Source organism: Dyella sp. CR10 (genome assembly GCF_055814425.1).
On sequence record NZ_CP185986.1, the window covers coordinates 3186300 to 3204121 of the forward strand.

A 17822-nucleotide genomic window follows, 5' to 3' on the forward strand; every position below is an offset into this window, starting at 1 on the left:
TCAATGGCTGCGGTTACTGCTTGGCCGCATCGTTAGTTTGCCGCGCCTGCTCGTCACGAGCGTGCTCACGGCGGAATTCATCCAACAACGCCCGGGATTCCGCATCCAGCGTGCGTTGCACCAAGAGGTCCGGACGCCGCAGCCAGGTCCGCCCCAGGGACTGCTTCAGGCGCCAGCGGCGGATCGCCGCGTGGTCGCCGGACAACAGCACCTCCGGCACGTCACCCAGTGCGTGGTGCACCGGTTTCGCGTAGTGCGGGCAGTCCAGCAATCCGTCGGAAAACGAATCCTGCTGCGCCGACTGCGCGTCGTTAAGCGCCCCTTCCTGCAAGCGGCCAACGGCATCGATGATCACCGCCGCACCAAGCTCGCCGCCTGACAGCACATAATCGCCGATCGACAGCTCTTCGTCGACCTCGTGCGCCAGCAGACGCTCATCCACACCTTCATAACGCCCGCAGAGCAGCGCGATGCGCGGCAGCTTCGCCAGCGCCTCCACCCTGCCCTGCGTCAGCCGCGCGCCTTGCGGGCTGAGGTAAATCACGTGCACCGGCTCCGGTGCGGCCTCGCGCATTGCCCTGAGGGCGGAGCGCAGAGGATCGATCAGCATCACCATCCCGGGTCCACCGCCGCAAGTGCGGCCGTCCACGGTGCGGTAATTATCGGTGGCGTAGTCGCGCGGATTCCAGGTTTCCACCTGAAGCAACTCGCGCTGCTGGGCGCGCCCGACGACACCGACGGCGGCACACTGACGCACGAAGTCGGGAAACAGCGTGACGACATCGAAGCGCATAGACCCTCAAACTCCAGCTGCGGCGAGACCGCCGTCAGAATTCAGGATCCCAGTCCACCACCATGCGCCCGCCGGACAAGTCCACCGAACGCACGTAAGAACCCTGGACGAAGGGAATCAGCCGCTCGCGCTCGCCATCCCTCACCACCACGACATCGTTGGCGCCGGTGGCGAACAGGTGACTGACCCGCCCAAGCGCCACGCCTTCCGTGGTGACGACCTCGAGACCCTCGAGATCGACCCAGTAATACTCGTCCTTGCCGGGAGGAGGCAGCAGCTCGCGGGCGACATAAATGTCTTGCCCCACCAGCGCCGCCGCCGCGTCACGGTCCTCGATGCCGGGCAACTGGGCGACGAGCCCCTTGCCCTGCGGACGACCCTTGACTCCCTGCACTTCCGTTTCCGTGCCCGGCGCCGCACTGAGCAGCCAGGGCTGGTAGCGGAAAAGCTGCATGCGGGGCTCGGTCCAGGATTCGACCTTGAGCCAGCCCTGCACGCCATACAGCCCGACGATGCGTCCGACCAGGACGCGCCGACCGGCTGCGGTCATACTCAGGCAGCAGCCTGCTGCTTGCCGGCTTCCTTCACCAGGGCGGCGACCTTGTCGCTCAGCTGGGCACCCTTGGACACCCACTCCTGGATGCGGACGACGTTCAGCTCAAGGCGCTTGTCCTTGCCCGAAGCCACCGGGTTGTAGAAGCCCACGTTTTCGATGTTGCGGCCGTCGCGCGCGCTGCGCGAGTCCGTGACGATGACGTGGTAGAACGGACGGCCCTTGGCGCCGCCGCGCGAAAGACGAATCTTGACCATAAGTAGAAGCTCCAGAATTGCCGGCTGCGCCAGCAGCACGCCCGGGCACGGGCGCGGTAAACGCGGCATTTTAGGGTGGAAAGGAAAAAAAGGGAATAGGTAACGGAAAAAGCCGGCGAGAAAACAGCCCGTTACCCGCTCCGCGGCGTTACCGCATGGGCGGCAGCCCGCCCATGCCGCCCATGCCCTTCATGGCGCCGCGCATCTGTCGCAGCAGACCCTTGGTGCCGCCCTTGGAGAGCTTGGACATCATCTTTTCCATCTGCATGTACTGCTTGAGCAGGCGGTTCACATCGGCCGGCTGAGTACCCGAGCCGCGGGCCACGCGGGCGCGGCGGGAGCCATTCAGCAGATCAGGGTGGCGACGCTCTTTCTTGGTCATCGAATTGATGATCGCGACCATGCGCTTGATCTCACCGTCGTTGACCTTGGACTTGACGTTTTCGGGCAGCCCGGACACGCCCGGCAGCTTGTCCATCAGGCCGGCCAGGCCGCCCATGTTGGACATCTGCTCGAGCTGATCGCGCATATCGTTGAGATCGAAGCGCTTGCCCTTGATGACCTTCTCGGCCAGCTTCTGCGCCTTTTCCTGATCGACCTTGCGCTCGACTTCCTCGACCAGCGACAGCACGTCGCCCATGCCGAGGATGCGCTGGGCCACGCGGTCCGGATGGAACGGCTCGAGCGCGTCAGTCTTCTCGCCGGCGCCGAGGAACTTGATCGGGCGACCGGTGACGTAGCGCACCGACAGCGCGGCACCGCCACGGGCGTCGCCATCGGTCTTGGTCAGCACCACGCCGGTCAGCGGCAGCGCTTCGGCGAAGGCCTTGGCGGTGTTGGCCGCGTCCTGACCGGTCATCGAGTCGACCACGAACAGGGTCTCGATCGGCGTGATCGCGGCGTGCAGCGCCTTGATCTCCGCCATCATGGCCTCGTCCACGTGCAGACGGCCGGCGGTATCCACCAGCAGCACGTCGACCACTTCGCGGCGCGCGGCGACGATCGCGTTCTTCGCGATGTCGACCGGATCCTGGCCAGCCTCGGACGGGAAGAACTTCACCCCCACCTGTTCGGCCAGCGTGCGCAGCTGCTCGATGGCGGCCGGACGGTAGACGTCGCAGCTGACCACCATCACCTTCTTCTTTTTGCGCTCGGTGAGGAAGCGCGCCAGCTTGGCCACCGTGGTGGTCTTGCCCGCGCCCTGCAGGCCGGCCATCAGCACCACCGCCGGCGGCTGCTGCGCCAGGTTCAGTTCGCTGTTGGCGGTGCCCATCACGGCAGTCAGTTCGTCGCTGACCACCTTCACCAGCGCCTGGCCGGGGCTGAGGCTCTTGAGCACGTCCTGGCCGACCGCGCGCACCTTCACGCGCTCGATCAGCGCCTGCACCACCGGCAGGGCCACATCGGCCTCCAGCAGCGCGATACGCACCTCGCGCAGCGACTCGCGGATGTTTTCCTCGGTCAGGCGGCCACGGCCGCGCAGGCGGTTGACGGTGGCGGAAAGGCGTTGGCTGAGCGACTCGAACATGGCGGAGTACGGCAGAGGGAAAGTGAGCAAGTATAGCGGAGTGCGCTTTGCCGCATTCACCAGCGCCAAGACCCTATGCGACACTCGCCGGATCATGGCCATCCCTCTCCTCTCCCTGCTTGCCATCGCGCTCTACCTCGCCGCCGCTGGCGGGCTTGCCCGGCCACTGCTGGGTGGCGGGCAGCCGCTGAACAAGTCGGCCCTGGCGCTGGCCGGCACGGCGGTGGTGGTGCATGCCGGCATCTTGCTGGGCGTCCACCGCGGCGCGCTGGATCTGCACTTCTTCGCCGCCCTGTCGCTGGTCGCCTGCGTGGTATCGGCACTCACCCTGGTGGTCAACCTCACCCGCCCGGTGGCGGCGCTCGGGGTGATCGTGTTCCCCCTCACCGCGCTCCTGTTGGCGGCGGACAGCTTCCTGGCCCCGGCGACCATGCCACTGGCGATGGGCTGGCAGATCAAGCTGCACGTGACGGTCGCCCTGCTCGCCTTCAGCGTGCTCTCGATCGCGGCGGTGCTGGCGATCCTCCTTGCCGTGCAGGAACGCACCCTGCGGCATCGCCAGTTCGGGCCATGGCTGCGCGCGCTGCCGCCGCTCACGCTCACCGAGACACTGATGTTCCGCCTGATCGGTGCCGGCTTCGCGCTGCTCACGCTTACCCTGCTGACCGGCGCGCTGTTCGTGGGCGACCTGTTCGGCCAGCACCTGATCCACAAGACCGTGCTGTCGATTGCCGCCTGGCTGGTGTTCGGCGCCCTGATGTTCGGGCGCTGGCGCTACGGCTGGCGCGGCCGCCGTGCGGTCAATCTCACGCTGGTGGGCATGGCCGCGCTGCTGCTGGCGTTCTTCGGCACCAAGGCGGTGCTGGAGCTGATCCTGCACCGCACTGCCTGATCCTGCGGAGACACACCATGAAGCTTATCGGCATGCTGGATTCTCCCTTCGTACGGCGTGCTGCGATCACGCTTCGACTCAAGGGGCTGGCGTTCGAGCATCAGTCGTTGTCGGTATTCCGCAACTTCGAGGAGTTCCAGGCGATCAATCCGCTGGTGAAGGCGCCGACCCTGGTCGGCGACGGCGGCTGGCAGCTGGTCGATTCCTCGCTGATCATCGACTGGGCCGAAACCACCGGTTCCGGCCCAGGCCTGATGCCCGCCGAACCGGCGGCCCGCCTGCACACGCTGCGCCTGATCGGCCTGGGACTGATCGCGGCCGAGAAGAGCGTACAGATCGTGTACGAAGGCAAACGCATCGAGCAGCATCGCGATGCGGACTGGCTGGCGCGCGTGCAAGGCCAGCTCAAGGCCGCGTACGCGGCACTCGAACGCGAGGCATCCGGCCGCGATGGCTGGCTGGTCGGGGACACGCTGACCCAGGCCGACATCACGGTGGCCGTGGCCTGGGGCTTTACCCAGCTGATGCAGCCGGAACTGATCGCCAGCGCGAGCTATCCCGCGCTGGCAGCGCATGCGGCCCGGGCCGAACAGCTCCCGGCCTTCGCCGCACTGCCGCCGATTTGAGCGACTCCGCCGACGCGCTTACGCGCGTTCGGCGGCAACGCCTTCCGCCGGCAATTCCTGCTTGCGCACGAAAGCACGGCGCGCCAGGTGATACGCCGGATCGGGCCCGAAGAAGTTGCGGCGCATCTCCGCGAGCTCTTCCTCCGCATAATGCTCGAGCGGCTTGCGCTGCTCGTCCTCCTCACGCTGCGCCGCTTTGCGCGTCAGTTCCTCGCGCCAATGCCTGGCCTCATTGCCCGGCGCCAGGATCGTCTCCATCGCCGCCGGCAGATCGTTGCCGGATAGCACGCCGTCGACCATGCCGATGCGCCTGGCGCGCGACGTGCCCAGCGGCTGCAGCGATTCGGTGAGCAGCCGCGCCGCCGTCTCGCCTACGCGACGAGGGAGCAGATACGTCCAGTACTCGGATCCGTACAGCCCGCCCATCCCCTTGTAGTGCGGATTGAGCACGATGCCTTCGCGCGCATAGACCAGGTCCGCGGCCAGCGCGAGGATCACGCCGCCGGCACCGGCGTTGCCGCGCATCAGCGACACGGTGCGCTTGTCCTGCGTGAGCACGATCTCCCGCACCAGCGCATTCATCGCCAGGATGTTGCGCCACGATTCCTCGGCGGGATCGGCCGACGCCTCGATCGCATTGAGATCGATGCCGTTCGACCAGAAGTCATCGCCACCGCACAGCACCAGCGTGCGGGTGGGCCGCCGGCGCGCATGCCGATAGGCGGCGAGCAGGCGCTCCAGCGCCTGTGTGCTCATCGCGCCATTGAGGAAGTCGAAATGCAGATAACCGTTATGGCCTCGCTCGCGATAGCGGATCGGCTGCCAGGTCGGCACGGACGGCCGCGCCTCGGGCGCCAGCGCCGACTCGGGCACGCCATTCAGGCGATCGACTAGCACCTGCGCCGCAGGCAGCTTGACGTCGTAGCGAGGATCGTCGGTGGACAGGCCTTGCTTGCGTCGCGCATGGCTGATCCATAGCGCGCCATCTGCACAGGCCACGCATACCGCGCCATCGCGCTGCGCGAGCAGCTGCCCGGGACGGCCGCGCAGCTTGCCTTCCGGCTGCGCGCCGAACAGACGCACTCTGGCGCCGCCGAGCGTGGCCAATAGTCCGGGCGAACTATCGGCGGAGCGGATATGCCGCAGCACCTGTTCCCATGGCGCGTTCCATTCGATCTGCCGATCGGCCTGACGGCATGGCGGACGTTCGCGCCCCTCATCCACTGCGGCATCGCCGAAGGGCGGACGCGTTCCGCGCTGATAGCGTTCCAGCGCCTCGCAGATCGCCGCCATCGCGGTATCCGTGGTCTCGCGGCGATAGATGGCGCTCTTGCTGGCCGCGCGCATGGGAAAACCGCGATGCGCCCACACCGGACCGCCATCCAGCTCGTCGCGTGCCTCGAGCACGGTCACTCCCCATTCCGGCGCACCTTCCAGCAACGCCCAATCCAATGCGGATGGGCCACGGTCGCCGGGAATGCCCGGATGCACGATGAGGCAGGTGTAGCGCCGCCACACGCTGGCGGGGATGGCCGACTTGAGCATCGGCGCGAGAATCAGTTCGGGACGGAAGCGTTGCGCCGCCGCTTCCATGTCCGCCGGGTGAGTGACCTCGGCGATGTCCAGATGATGTCCCAGCTCTTCCAGTTCCACCTGCGCGCGCTGGGAAAGTCCGTTATGCCTGGTGGACAGAAACAGGATCCGCATAGCCCCCTCCTTGCAGTGCGCTCCTCGCACTGGAGTGGACGATGCTGCCAGCGGCCTGCGACGCTGATGTTGATGCGCAGCACACCTTCACAAGGAGATGCGCAGCGTGAAATGCGCACGCCTCTTCACTCACTATCGACGCACTCTATGCAAGCGACGAGTGCCCTCGTGCAGAGATACACACATCAACGACAAGCGTCGATCGCCTGCGCGAGACGTTCCACGCCGACCACCTCCATCTCGCCGACACGTCCCTTCTTCGGCGCGTTGGCCTTGGGCACGATCGCGCGCTGAAAGCCGTGGTGCGACGCCTCTTTCAGGCGCTCTTCGCCATTGGGCACCGGACGTATCTCGCCCGACAGGCCGACTTCGCCGAACGCGATGGTCTTCTCCGGCAGTGGTCGGTCGCGCAGGCTCGACAGCACCGCCAGCAGCACCGGCAGATCCGCCGCGGTCTCCTGCACGCGGATGCCACCCACCACGTTGACGAACACGTCCTGGTCGTACGCGGCGACACCGCCGTGTCGATGCAACACGGCCAGCAGCATGGCCAGGCGGTTCTGCTCCAGACCGAGCGCCACGCGCCGCGGGTTGCCCAACGAGGATTGGTCCACCAGCGCCTGCACCTCCACCAGCAGCGGTCGCGTGCCTTCGCGCGTCACCATCACCGCGCTGCCCGAGGTCGGACCGGCGTGCGCGGAAAGAAAGATCGCCGACGGATTGGGTACTTCGCGCAGCCCCTTCTCCGACATCGCGAACACGCCCAGCTCGTTCACCGCGCCGAAGCGGTTCTTGAACGCGCGCAGCACGCGGAAGCGGCTGCCCGATTCACCTTCGAAGTACAGCACCGCGTCCACCATGTGCTCGAGCACGCGCGGACCGGCAATGCCGCCCTCCTTCGTCACGTGCCCGACCAGGAATACCGAGGTGCCGGTTTCCTTGGCGAAGCGGGTGAGCTTGGCCGCGGACTCGCGCACCTGGCTTACCGAACCCGGCGCGGCGGTGAGGAGTTCCGTCCAGATGGTCTGGATCGAATCGATCACCAGCACACGCGGGCGCGCCGACAAGGCCTGCTCGAGGATGCGCTCGATACAGGTCTCGGCCAAAGCGTGCAGCGGACCGAGTGGCAGATCCAGGCGCTGTGCGCGCGCCGCCACCTGCGCCAGCGATTCCTCGCCGGTGACATAGACGCTGGCCAGCTGCTCGCCGAGCTTGCCGAGCATCTGCAGCAGCAGCGTGGACTTGCCGATTCCCGGATCGCCACCGATCAGCACCACCGAGCCGTCCACCAGGCCGCCGCCGAGGACGCGATCCAGTTCGCCGATGCCGGTGAGCGTACGCTGCTCCGCGGTGAGCGCCACCTCCGTCAGCGGCGTCACTTTCGGCGCCCCCGCTGCCTTGCCCGCATAGCCGACGCTACGGGCGGCGCCGGCGGATTTCACGGCTGGCTGCACCACGATTTCGCTGAGCGTGTTCCACGCACCACATTCGATGCACTGCCCCTGCCATTTGGAGTGCTCCGCCCCGCAATCGGTGCAGACATAGGCAGTCTTGGCCTTGGCCATGGAGATCGATTCCCGGAAAAACGAGAAGGCGAGCTTAGCCCGCCTTCATCGCAAACCGCGAGACGCCGAAATCTCTATCAGCTGTCGTCTTCGACGAACAGGACACGCCGGGTCATGCCGCAGGTCAGGTCGTAGGCGATGGTGCCGGCCTGGGCGGCGATATGTTCCACCGGCAGCTCCGGTCCCCACAGGGTGACGCGATCGCCGACTTTCGCCTGCGGCGCGTCGCGCAGGTCCAGCGTGATCAAGTCCATCGATACGCGCCCCACCAGCGGCACCTGCCGATCGCCTACCAGCACCGGCGTGCCGCTGGCCGCACTGCGCGGATAGCCATCGCCGTAGCCGACGGCGGCGACGCCCACCGGCATGTCCTCCGGGCAGGTCCAGATACCGTTGTAGCCGATGCGCTCGCCGCGCCTGATCTGATTGATCGCGATCAGGCGGGTGGTCAGCGTCATCGCCGGACGGAAACCGACATCCGCGCCAGTCTTGCCCGGCACCACCGACAAGCCATACAACAGGCCGCCCGTGCGCACCCAATCGCCGCGGGCATCTGGCCAGCCGAGCACGCCGGCCGAATTGGACAGCGCGCGCGGACCGCTCAGCCCCGCAACCGCCTCATTGAAGCGGCGAATCTGCGCCGGCGTTTCCTCGCCCTCGAACGCTTCGGATTCGGAAAAGTGAGTCAGCAGACCCACTTCCGGATCGATGCCCGGCATGGCGGCGAGGCGTGCATGGATCTCAGCCGCACGCTCCGCCGGAAAGCCCAGGCGATGCATGCCGGTATCCACCTTCAGCCACACGCGCAACGGACCGCGCGCAGGCGAGGCCTCGCCAAGCCAGGCCAGCTGCGATTCGTGATGGATCGCCGCATCCAGCTGCAGGCGCTGCATTTCGGCGATGTCGCTGGCGCGATCGGGACCGGACAGCACGACGATGCGCTGCCGATGCCCCGCGGCGCGCAGACGCAGCCCATCGCCCTGCGCCGCCACGGCGAACGCGTCCGCGGCACCGTCCAGCGCACGCGCCACCCGCTCCAGGCCGTGCCCATAGGCATCGGCCTTGACCACCGCCATCACCTTCGCCGGCGCGGCCATCGCCTTGATGCGGGCGAGGTTGTGACGCAGGGCGCCGAGATGGATGGTGGCGACGGTGGTGCGACTCATGATTCCTTGGCGCCGCGACACGGAGGCGGCGGCAGCTTTACTGAAGGGAGAATGGCGGTCGAGACGGGACCGGAACAGATGCGACCAAGCTTAGCAGCCCGTCTTCAACCTATCGGACCGGCATCCTAGCCGGCCCCGCCGCTCGCGACATGGAGGCGGCGGGGCTCGCACGGGGAATTTCGCGGGCGGACGTCGGCCGGAAGGTCTTATTCGAATGCACCGACGAACGAATCCGGCGCATAGTTCTCGAACTTGGTGTAATGGCCAAGGAAGGCGAGCTTCACCGTATCGGTCGGGCCATTACGCTGCTTGCCGATGATGATCTCGGCCAGGCCTTTGTCCGGCGATTCCTTGTTGTAGTACTCATCGCGGTAGATGAACATGATCACGTCCGCATCCTGCTCGATAGCGCCGGACTCGCGCAGGTCGGACATCATCGGGCGCTTGTCGGCACGCTGCTCCAATGAGCGGTTGAGCTGCGACAGCGCGATCACCGGGCACTGAAGCTCCTTCGCCAGACCCTTGAGCGAGCGCGAGATCTCGGAGATCTCGGTGGCGCGGTTTTCCTTGTTGCCGGGCACCTGCATCAGCTGCAGGTAGTCCACCACGATCAGGCCCAGGCCGCCGTGTTCGCGATGCAGGCGGCGCGAGCGCGAACGCATTTCCACCGGCGACAGGCCAGGGGTGTCGTCGATGAAGATCTTCGCTTCCGACAGCAGCGCGATGGCGTTGGTGACGCGCGGCCAATCCTCTTCGGCCAGATCGCCGTTGCGCAGGTGCTGCGCATGAATCCGGCCGACCGACGAAATCATGCGGAAGGCCAGCTGCGACGCGGACATTTCCATCGAATAGATGGCCACCGCCTTCTTGGCGCGCATCGCGGCGGCCTCGGCGATGTTCACGGAGAACGCCGTCTTGCCCATCGAGGGGCGCGCCGCCACGATGATCAGGTCCGACGGCTGCAGGCCGGAAGTGAGTTCGTCCAGGTCAGTGAACCCGGTGGAGATGCCGGTCAGCTGGCCGCGTTTTTCGTAGCGCTCGGACAGGATGCGGAACGCATCCTTCACCGCATCGCGCATCGACACGGTGTCCTTCTTGCCGCGCGCACCGGACTCGGCAATCTTGAAGACGCGCTGCTCGGCGCTTTCCAATACTTCCTGCACGGTCTTGCCTTCCGGACGATAGCCATCCTCGGCGGTTTCCGTGCCGGCATCGATCAGCTGCCGCAGGATCGACTTCTCGCGCACGATGTCGGCATAGGCGCCGATGTTCGCCGCGCTGGGCGTGCCGTTGGCCAGCTCGATCAGATATGCGGCGCCGCCGACCATCTCGGCCAGGCCGTTGGCCTCGAACCAGTCGCCCAGGGTCACCGCGTCGCAGGGCATGCCCTTGTAGGCCAGCTCGGTGATGGCGCGCCAGATGAGTCGATGGTCCTTGCGGTAGAAATCCCGCTCGCCGAGGCGGTCCGCCACTTTGTCCAGCGAATCGGGCGACAGCATCAGGCCGCCGAGCACTGCCTGCTCGGCGTCGATGGAATGGGGCGGGACGCGCAGCGCCTCGATGGCGCTGTTGCCCGACTTGCGGTCAGGAGCGAAAGACATCGAATCTCCTCGCGAGGGCGAGTCCGACCAACGCGGATTGTCGGAGTCCGAGGATACGCGGCGTTTTCTCATGCGACGAGACAATAACTCTGTGGATAACTTGTGGGCAGCGGTGGATAAACACCCTGCGGACGGGATCTCGCCCCAAAGCAAACGGGCGCCCGAGGGCGCCCGTCTGGATCAGCTGAAGGCGATGCGGCGGATTACTTCTCGCCGACCACGATCACCTTGACGGTCGACTGCACGTCGGCGTGCATCGCGACCACGACTTCGAACTCGCCGGTGGTGCGGATCGGGCCTTCGCCCTGGATCACTTCGTTCTTGTGCACGTCGAAGCCGGCGGCCTGCAGGGCCTCGGCGATCTCGCGCGGGCCGACCGAGCCGTACAGCTTGCCTTCCGGGCTGGCGTTGGCGGTGATGGTCACCGAGGCTTCGGCCAGCTTGGCCTGACGGGCCTGGGCATCGGCCAGCAGCGTGTTGGCCTTGGCTTCGTACTCGGCGCGACGCTTCTCGAAGGCTTCGAGGTTGGCGGCGGTGGCCGGCGCGGCCTTGCCCTGCGGCAGGAGGTAGTTACGGCCGTAGCCCGGCTTCACCTTGACCTTGTCGCCCAGGTTGCCGAGACCGCGGACCTTCTCGAGGAGGATCAGTTCCATGGTTGTTCCTTTTCGTTAGCGCCGGATGGGCCCGGCGCAGCCGTGGACGGTTGTCCGAAGAGTTGAGGGACGCGCCCGGCCAGGCCGGGCGCGTGCCATCAGACGTCGTGGTTGTCGGTGTACGGCAGCAGCGCCAGGAAGCGCGCGCGCTTCACCGCGGTGGCCAGCTGACGCTGGTAACGCGCCTTGGTGCCGGTGATGCGGCTCGGCACGATCTTGCCGTTCTCGGTGATGTACTGGCGCAGCGTGTTGAGATCCTTGTAGTCGATCTCTTTCACGTTTTCGGCCGTGAAGCGGCAGAACTTGCGGCGGCGGAAGAACTTGGACATGGCTTGGCTCCTGATCAGTCGTCGCTGTCGCGGTCGTTGTCGTCACGGCCGCTGCGGCGGTCGTCACCTTCGCTGTCGTCGTCGCGGCGACGCGAGGACTTGGCATCATCCTTCTCCTTGGACTTCAGGATGAAGGACGGCTCGGTATCGGCGGCATCGCGCTTGACGACCAGGTGGCGCAGCACGGCGTCGTTGAAGCGGAAGCCCGACTCCAGCTCGTTCAGCGCGTTCTGGCCGACTTCGATGTTCAGCAGCACATAGTGCGCCTTGGCCAGGTTGACGATCGGGTAGGCCAGCTGGCGGCGGCCCCAGTCCTCGAGACGGTGGATCTTGCCGCCGTCGGCTTCGATCAGCGACTTGTAGCGCTCGATCATGGCCGGGACCTGCTCGCTCTGGTCAGGGTGGACCAGGAACACGACTTCGTAATGACGCAGGGTCATTGGTGGGTAACTCCTTGTGGATGCGGCCCTTTCGGGGCCTGGCAGCCTCCCGCCGGATGCGGTGAGGCAAGGTCCTGCCCCGGCCTTTTTCGCCAGGGCAGAAGCGGAATTGTAAATAACTATAGGGATTTATCGCAAGCGGCAGCGCAGCCGCCCGCTGGGGGGAGCCCCTCAGGAGACGGTAAAGCTCTCCCCGCAACCGCATTCGCCGGTGGCGTTGGGGTTGTGGAACACGAAGGCGGCATTGAGGCCCTGGCGCTGGAAGTCGATCACCGTGCCGTCCACCAGGGGCAGGCTCTTGGCATCGACGATCAGGCGCACGCCGTCCACGTCCAGGGTCTGGTCGCTGGCGGACACGCTGTCGGCCAGGTCGACCACATACGAGAAACCCGAACAGCCGGTGCGTTTCACGCCGAAGCGCACGCCGGCGGCGCCGGGGGTGCCGGCGAGGAAATGACGCATGCGCTCGCTGGCGGCGGGGGTGATGCTGATGCTCATGGAATGCGGTGTTCTGCGCGAATGGCGAATGGATGGCATCGAACCGTCGCGGCGACGCCGAGGCCTACATTATCATGCCGGTTTGCCCTGAACGTCCCGCATCGCGCGGTGTGTTCGTCCGGTCCCACGTGCCCAGATGCGGCACTTCAGCAGGAGTTTCAATCCATGACGGTGGTCAGCGTCAAACAGGCCCTCTCCGGCAAGATCGAGGCCGGCAGCAAGGTGACGGTGCGGGGCTGGGTGCGCACCCGGCGCGATTCCAAGGCCGGCCTGTCCTTCGTCAATGTCACGGACGGCTCCTGCTTCGACCCGATCCAGGCGGTAGTGCCCGCTACGCTGGGCAACTACGAGTCGGAGGTGAAGCACCTGACCGCCGGCGCCGGCCTGATCGTCGAAGGCACCCTGGTGCCCTCGCAGGGCAAGGGCCAGGCCTTCGAGCTGCAGGCCGAGCGAGTGGAGGTCACCGGCCTGGTGGACGATCCGGAGACCTATCCGATCCAGCCCAAGCAGCACTCCATGGAATTCCTGCGCGAGGTCGCCCACCTGCGCCCGCGCACCAACCTGTTCGGCGCCGTCACACGCGTGCGCCACACCATGATGACGGCGATCCATCGCCATCTCACCGAACAGGGTTTCTTCTGGATCAACACGCCGATCATCACCACCTCGGACGCCGAGGGCGCGGGCGACATGTTCCGCCTGTCCACCCTGGACCTGGCCAACCTGCCGCGCACCGACGACGGCAAGATCGATTTCCGCAAGGATTTCTTCGGGCGCGAAGCCTTCCTCACCGTGTCCGGCCAGCTCAACGTCGAGGCCTATGCGCTGGCGATGAGCAAGGTCTACACCTTCGGCCCCACCTTCCGCGCCGAGAACTCCAACACACCGCGCCACCTCGCCGAGTTCTGGATGGTGGAGCCGGAAATCGCCTTCGCCGACCTCGCGGCCGATGCCGACTGCGCGGAGGCCTTCCTCAAGGCGATCTTCAAGGCCGTGCTGGAGGAACGCCCGGACGACATGGCCTTCTTCGCCGAGCGTGTGCTGCCCGAGGCCATCACGCGCCTGGAGACGTTCATCGCGCAGCCGTTCGAACGCATCGACTACACCGACGCGATCGAGATCCTCAAGAAGTCCGGCCAGAAGTTCGAGTACCCGGTGACCTGGGGCGTGGACCTGCAGACCGAGCACGAGCGCTACCTGGCCGAGAAGCACATCGGCCGCCCTGTCGTGGTGATGAACTACCCGGAGCAAATCAAGGCGTTCTACATGCGCCTCAACGACGACGAAAAGACCGTCGCCGCAATGGACGTGCTCGCTCCGGGCATCGGCGAGATCATCGGCGGCAGCCAGCGCGAAGAACGCCTGGACTACCTCGACCGCCGCATGGCCAAGTTCGGCCTCGATGCCACCACGTATGGCTGGTACCGTGACCTGCGCCGCTATGGAACCGTGCCGCATGCAGGCTTCGGGCTGGGCTTCGAGCGCCTGCTGGTTTACGTTTGCGGACTCGCCAACATCCGTGATGCCATTCCCTACCCCCGCGCGGCGGGAACGGCGGACTTCTGACCCAAGCCTAGAGACATGCGCCTACGCCTTGCTTTCCTGCTCGCCGCCTTCGCCCTCACCCTGGGCGCCTGCCACAGCGTAAAGCGACTGGTGCCGCCCAATCTGCGGGCACCGGAGGACAACCGCACGGCGCTGGACCAGGCCAAGGCGTCGCTGCAGCAGGCCACGCCCTGCTGCAGCAGCTTCGCCGATTTCTCCTACCAGACCCTGCTGCCGTTCCGGCCCAAGCGGTTCGAACTCGGGCCCGGCAGCATGGTGGCCAGCATCAATGGCGACCGCAGCTATTTCCTCAGCTTCCGACTGCCGCCGGACGCCAAGCTGCCCTATCGCGTCGCCATCAAGTCGGAATTGAACGGCCGCTGGCTGCGCGCCAGCTATCTGTTCGCGCCCACCATTACGCTGCTGGACGAGGCCTTCCAGCCGATCAGCAGCGAAGACGTCGGCCTGTGCGAACACATGGGCTGGACCAGTGAAACCACCGGCGCGTTCGGCAGCATCAAGGTCACCAGCAAGCAGGCGCACTACCTGGTGCTGTACAGCTCGGCCAAGCAGCAGGCCGGCAGCACCTACTGGGAGCAGTCGCCCGCGGCGTTCTCCGCCGAGGCGCCGGTGAAAATGGCCGCGGCCGGCAATTTCCGCATCCCGCACGGGCCCGACGGCACCGTGTGGGTGGGCCTGATGAACAAGACGTTCGAAGAAGCGGTCGACAGCTCCATCTGCGGCAAGGCGCAGCAGGGTGAGGGCGTGCTCAATACACTGCGTACCGTGCTGCCCGTGCCGCTGTGGCCCGGCACCGACCCGGTCGGCCAGACCAACCAGAGCAAGGCGCCGACAGCGGGCGATGCCGCGCCATCGGACACCAAGATCAAGGACACCGGCGAAGCGCATCCCTGATGCCATCGCCCTGATCCCTCCTCGCCACGACACCGGATACTCGCTGCATGGTCATGCTTTATCTCTCGCTGCTGCTCGCCGGCGTGGTGTTCTTCCTGCTGCATTTCCTCGCACAGGCGCGCATCGCCAGCCTGTTGCGCCTGCGTCATCCCGCGCAGTGGCGGATCATCGCCGAGACCGAACGGGGCAAGCCCGGCCCCCTGCGCATATGGATGCGCCTGCAACTGGCGCTGCGCTCGCCGATCCTGCCGGCGCTGGAAGATGCGGCCATCACCCGCTGGCGACGGGTATGGCGCTACTGTCCGTGGGGCGCGTGGCTGTGCTGGTTCGCTGCGCTGGGCATGCAGTGGATGGCCCGTTGATTCCTTCATGCCGGAGCCGTCCGGTGACCGCAGGAGTTCCGTCATGCAGCTGGATCTGAGCGGGCGTCACGCCCTGGTCTGCGGCGCCTCGCAAGGTATCGGCCGCGCTACCGCCGTCGAACTGGCCCGGCTGGGCGCCAACGTCACCGTGCTGGCACGGTCGCCGGACACGCTCAAGCTCCTGGTGGACGAACTTCCTCGCCTCCATCCCGGCCAGCAGCATCGCTGGCAGTCGGCCGACATGCTCGATACCGCGCGCCTGCTCACCGCCGCGACCGACGCGATTGCCGCCGAGCCGGTGCACATCCTGATCAACAATACCGGCGGGCCGCCCGGCGGTTCGGCACATAACGCCGAAGCCGCCGCTTTCGAAGCCGCCTTCCGCCAGCACGTGCTGGCCGGCCAGGCGCTGGTGCAGGCGGTGCTGCCGGGTATGCGCGCAAGCGGCTACGGCCGCATCGTCAACGTGATTTCCACTTCGGTGAAAGAACCCATCCCGGGCCTGGGCGTCTCCAACACTATCCGCGCCGCCGTGGCCGGCTGGGCCAAGACGCTCGCCGGCGAACTGGCCGCCGACGGCATCACCGTCAACAACGTGCTGCCCGGCTACACCCGCACCGCCCGCCTCGATGGCCTGCTGCAGGCGCAAGCGGCCAGCACCGGCCGCAGCCGCGAGGAGCTCGAGCGCGGCATGCTCGCCACCGTGCCTGCCGGCCGCTTCGGCGAGGCGGAGGAAGTGGCGTCCGTGATCGCGTTCCTTTGCACGCCGGCGGCGGCCTACGTCAACGGCGTGAGCATTGCGGTGGACGGCGGACGGACACGCGCGCTGGCCTGACCGTCAGCAGGCAACGGACAAGGTTCGCGGCCGCTGTTTTCCACGGCCATACCCCCGCGTCCGGTGCATTCGCCGTCCCCACGAATTAAGCTTTGCGGGATGCCAAGCCTGCGCCTCGCCAACCTCATCGACGGTCGCCTGCAGGCACCGCGCCAGGACCGTTGGCTCGACGTGTTCGAGCCGGCCACCGGCGAGGTTTTCGCGCACTGCCCCGATTCCGGCCATGACGACGTCGATGTCGCCGCCGCCGCCGCGCGCGCCGCCGCGCCGGCCTGGGCGGCGACGCCGGCCGAACAGCGCGCACGCCTGCTGCACCGTCTCGCCGACCTGATCGAAGAGCGACTGGAAGCCTTCGCCGAACTCGAGTCGCGCGACAGTGGCAAGCCGCTGAGCCTCGCCCGCACGCTCGACATCCCGCGCGCGGTCAGCAACCTGCGCTACTTCGCCGCCGCCATCGTGCCGTGGAGCAGCGAATCGCACGCGATGGAGCTGGGCGCGATCAACTACACGCTGCGCCAACCGCTGGGCGTGGTCGGCTGCATCAGCCCCTGGAATCTGCCGCTGTATCTGTTCACCTGGAAGATCGCGCCTGCGCTGGCCGCAGGCAATGCGGTCGTGGCCAAGCCTTCCGAAATCACGCCATGCACGGCCGCCCTGCTCGGCGAGCTGAGCATCGAAGCGGGCTTTCCGCCCGGCGTGCTCAATATCGTGCAGGGCCGTGGCCCCACGGTGGGCCAGGCGATCGTGGAACATCACGGCGTCAAGGCGGTGTCCTTCACCGGCAGCACACGCACCGGCGCACAGATCGCCGCTGCCGCCGCGCCGCAGTTCAAGAAGGTGTCGCTGGAACTGGGTGGCAAGAACCCTGCCATCGTGTTCGCCGATGCGGACCTGAGCGATGCCAACCTCGACACCATCGTGCGCTCCGGCTTCGCCAACCAGGGCGAAATCTGCCTGTGCGGTTCCCGTCTGCTGGTGCAGCGCTCCATTTACGACGCCTTCCGCGAACGCTATCTCGCCCGGGTGCGCGCGCTGCGCGTGGGCGATCCGCGCGATCCGGCCACCGACCTGGGCGCGCTGGTATCGCGAGAGCATTTCGACAAAGTACTGGGCTGCATCGCACAAGCTCGCGCCGAGGGCGGCAGCCTCCTGTGCGGCGGCGAAGCCCTGACCATGCCTGGCCCGCTCGCCGGCGGCTGGTACGTCGCGCCGACGGTGATCGATGGACTGCCCTCCGAAGCGACGACCAACCAGCAGGAAATTTTCGGCCCGGTGGTCAGCCTGCTGCCCTTCGACGATGAGGAAGAAGCGCTGACCATCGCCAACGGCACCGGCTATGGCCTGGCCGCTTCGCTATGGACGAGCGACCTGTCGCGCGCCCACCGCCTCGGCGCGCGCCTGGACTTCGGCATCGTGTGGATCAACTGCTGGCTGCTGCGCGATCTGCGTACACCCTTCGGCGGCACCCGGCAATCCGGCCTCGGCCGCGAAGGCGGCGCGGAAGCGCTGCGCTTCTTCACCGAGCCCAAGAACGTTTGCATTCGTTACTGAGATCCG

At 66.7% G+C, this 17822-nt stretch carries 19 protein-coding genes; 7 read left to right on the top strand and 12 right to left on the bottom strand.

Annotated elements, in window-relative coordinates; all coding sequences use genetic code 11:
• Positions 1-13 precede the first annotated feature (13 nt).
• The 4 genes from trmD to ffh all read right to left on the bottom strand — a co-directional run bounded on the left by trmD (position 14) and on the right by ffh (position 3131).
• The gene (gene trmD, locus ACNR9O_RS14265; protein ID WP_473687731.1) at positions 14-793 is read right to left on the bottom strand and encodes a tRNA (guanosine(37)-N1)-methyltransferase TrmD; all 780 of its coding nucleotides are present in this window, start codon (positions 791-793) and stop codon (positions 14-16) included.
• Between the two features lie 34 nt (positions 794-827).
• Entirely contained in the window at positions 828-1343 is a 516-nt protein-coding gene (gene rimM / locus ACNR9O_RS14270) for a ribosome maturation factor RimM (RefSeq protein ID WP_473687729.1), read from the bottom strand.
• A gap of 2 nt (positions 1344-1345) precedes the next feature.
• On the bottom strand, positions 1346-1603 hold the full coding sequence (gene rpsP, locus ACNR9O_RS14275; protein ID WP_473687727.1) for a 30S ribosomal protein S16: 258 nt from the start codon (positions 1601-1603) through the stop codon (positions 1346-1348).
• Positions 1604-1751: 148 nt separating this feature from the next.
• Positions 1752-3131, bottom strand: coding sequence for a signal recognition particle protein (gene ffh / locus ACNR9O_RS14280; protein WP_473687725.1), 1380 nt, complete (start codon positions 3129-3131; stop codon positions 1752-1754).
• A 94-nt stretch (positions 3132-3225) separates the two neighbouring features.
• Between ffh and ACNR9O_RS14285 the strand changes: the two genes are divergently transcribed.
• Together ACNR9O_RS14285 and ACNR9O_RS14290 are read left to right on the top strand one after the other, a co-directional pair.
• Complete coding sequence (locus ACNR9O_RS14285; RefSeq protein WP_473687723.1) at positions 3226-4023, top strand: cytochrome C assembly family protein; 798 nt, start codon at positions 3226-3228, stop codon at positions 4021-4023.
• 17 nt (positions 4024-4040) lie between these two features.
• A complete protein-coding gene (locus tag ACNR9O_RS14290; RefSeq protein ID WP_473687721.1) occupies positions 4041-4649 on the top strand; it encodes a glutathione S-transferase family protein in 609 nt (202 codons plus the stop codon).
• Between the two features lie 18 nt (positions 4650-4667).
• Here the strand turns inward: ACNR9O_RS14290 and ACNR9O_RS14295 are convergent, their stop codons facing one another.
• The 8 genes from ACNR9O_RS14295 to ACNR9O_RS14330 form a co-directional block, all read right to left on the bottom strand.
• Complete coding sequence (locus ACNR9O_RS14295) at positions 4668-6356, bottom strand: hydrogenase maturation protein (protein WP_473687719.1); 1689 nt, start codon at positions 6354-6356, stop codon at positions 4668-4670.
• 185 nt (positions 6357-6541) lie between these two features.
• Positions 6542-7921, bottom strand: coding sequence for a DNA repair protein RadA (radA, locus tag ACNR9O_RS14300; RefSeq protein ID WP_473687717.1), 1380 nt, complete (start codon positions 7919-7921; stop codon positions 6542-6544).
• A 77-nt stretch (positions 7922-7998) separates the two neighbouring features.
• Positions 7999-9087, bottom strand: coding sequence for an alanine racemase (alr, locus tag ACNR9O_RS14305; RefSeq protein WP_473687715.1), 1089 nt, complete (start codon positions 9085-9087; stop codon positions 7999-8001).
• A gap of 206 nt (positions 9088-9293) precedes the next feature.
• On the bottom strand, positions 9294-10688 hold the full coding sequence (locus ACNR9O_RS14310; RefSeq protein ID WP_473687713.1) for a replicative DNA helicase: 1395 nt from the start codon (positions 10686-10688) through the stop codon (positions 9294-9296).
• A 203-nt stretch (positions 10689-10891) separates the two neighbouring features.
• Positions 10892-11341 carry a 50S ribosomal protein L9 gene (gene rplI, locus ACNR9O_RS14315; RefSeq protein WP_473687711.1) on the bottom strand — a complete coding sequence of 150 codons (450 nt, stop codon included), beginning with the start codon at positions 11339-11341 and terminating at the stop codon, positions 10892-10894.
• A 98-nt stretch (positions 11342-11439) separates the two neighbouring features.
• On the bottom strand, positions 11440-11670 hold the full coding sequence (rpsR, locus tag ACNR9O_RS14320; RefSeq protein WP_131150740.1) for a 30S ribosomal protein S18: 231 nt from the start codon (positions 11668-11670) through the stop codon (positions 11440-11442).
• A 14-nt stretch (positions 11671-11684) separates the two neighbouring features.
• On the bottom strand, positions 11685-12110 hold the full coding sequence (gene rpsF / locus ACNR9O_RS14325; RefSeq protein ID WP_473687707.1) for a 30S ribosomal protein S6: 426 nt from the start codon (positions 12108-12110) through the stop codon (positions 11685-11687).
• A gap of 171 nt (positions 12111-12281) precedes the next feature.
• A complete protein-coding gene (locus ACNR9O_RS14330) occupies positions 12282-12608 on the bottom strand; it encodes a HesB/IscA family protein (RefSeq protein ID WP_473687705.1) in 327 nt (108 codons plus the stop codon).
• A gap of 165 nt (positions 12609-12773) precedes the next feature.
• On the opposite strand from ACNR9O_RS14330, the gene asnS reads away from it, so the two are divergent.
• The 5 genes from asnS (at position 12774) to ACNR9O_RS14355 (ending at position 17816) form a co-directional block, all read left to right on the top strand.
• The gene (gene asnS / locus ACNR9O_RS14335) at positions 12774-14174 is read left to right on the top strand and encodes an asparagine--tRNA ligase (RefSeq protein WP_473687703.1); all 1401 of its coding nucleotides are present in this window, start codon (positions 12774-12776) and stop codon (positions 14172-14174) included.
• 15 nt (positions 14175-14189) lie between these two features.
• The gene (locus ACNR9O_RS14340) at positions 14190-15068 is read left to right on the top strand and encodes a hypothetical protein (protein WP_473687701.1); all 879 of its coding nucleotides are present in this window, start codon (positions 14190-14192) and stop codon (positions 15066-15068) included.
• 47 nt (positions 15069-15115) lie between these two features.
• Positions 15116-15430 (top strand): hypothetical protein, encoded by a 315-nt coding sequence (locus ACNR9O_RS14345; RefSeq protein WP_473687699.1) that lies wholly within the window; start codon positions 15116-15118, stop codon positions 15428-15430.
• Between the two features lie 43 nt (positions 15431-15473).
• Entirely contained in the window at positions 15474-16265 is a 792-nt protein-coding gene (locus tag ACNR9O_RS14350) for an SDR family oxidoreductase (protein WP_473687698.1), read from the top strand.
• 99 nt (positions 16266-16364) lie between these two features.
• The gene (locus tag ACNR9O_RS14355; RefSeq protein WP_473687696.1) at positions 16365-17816 is read left to right on the top strand and encodes an aldehyde dehydrogenase; all 1452 of its coding nucleotides are present in this window, start codon (positions 16365-16367) and stop codon (positions 17814-17816) included.
• Positions 17817-17822: the final 6 nt, after the last annotated feature.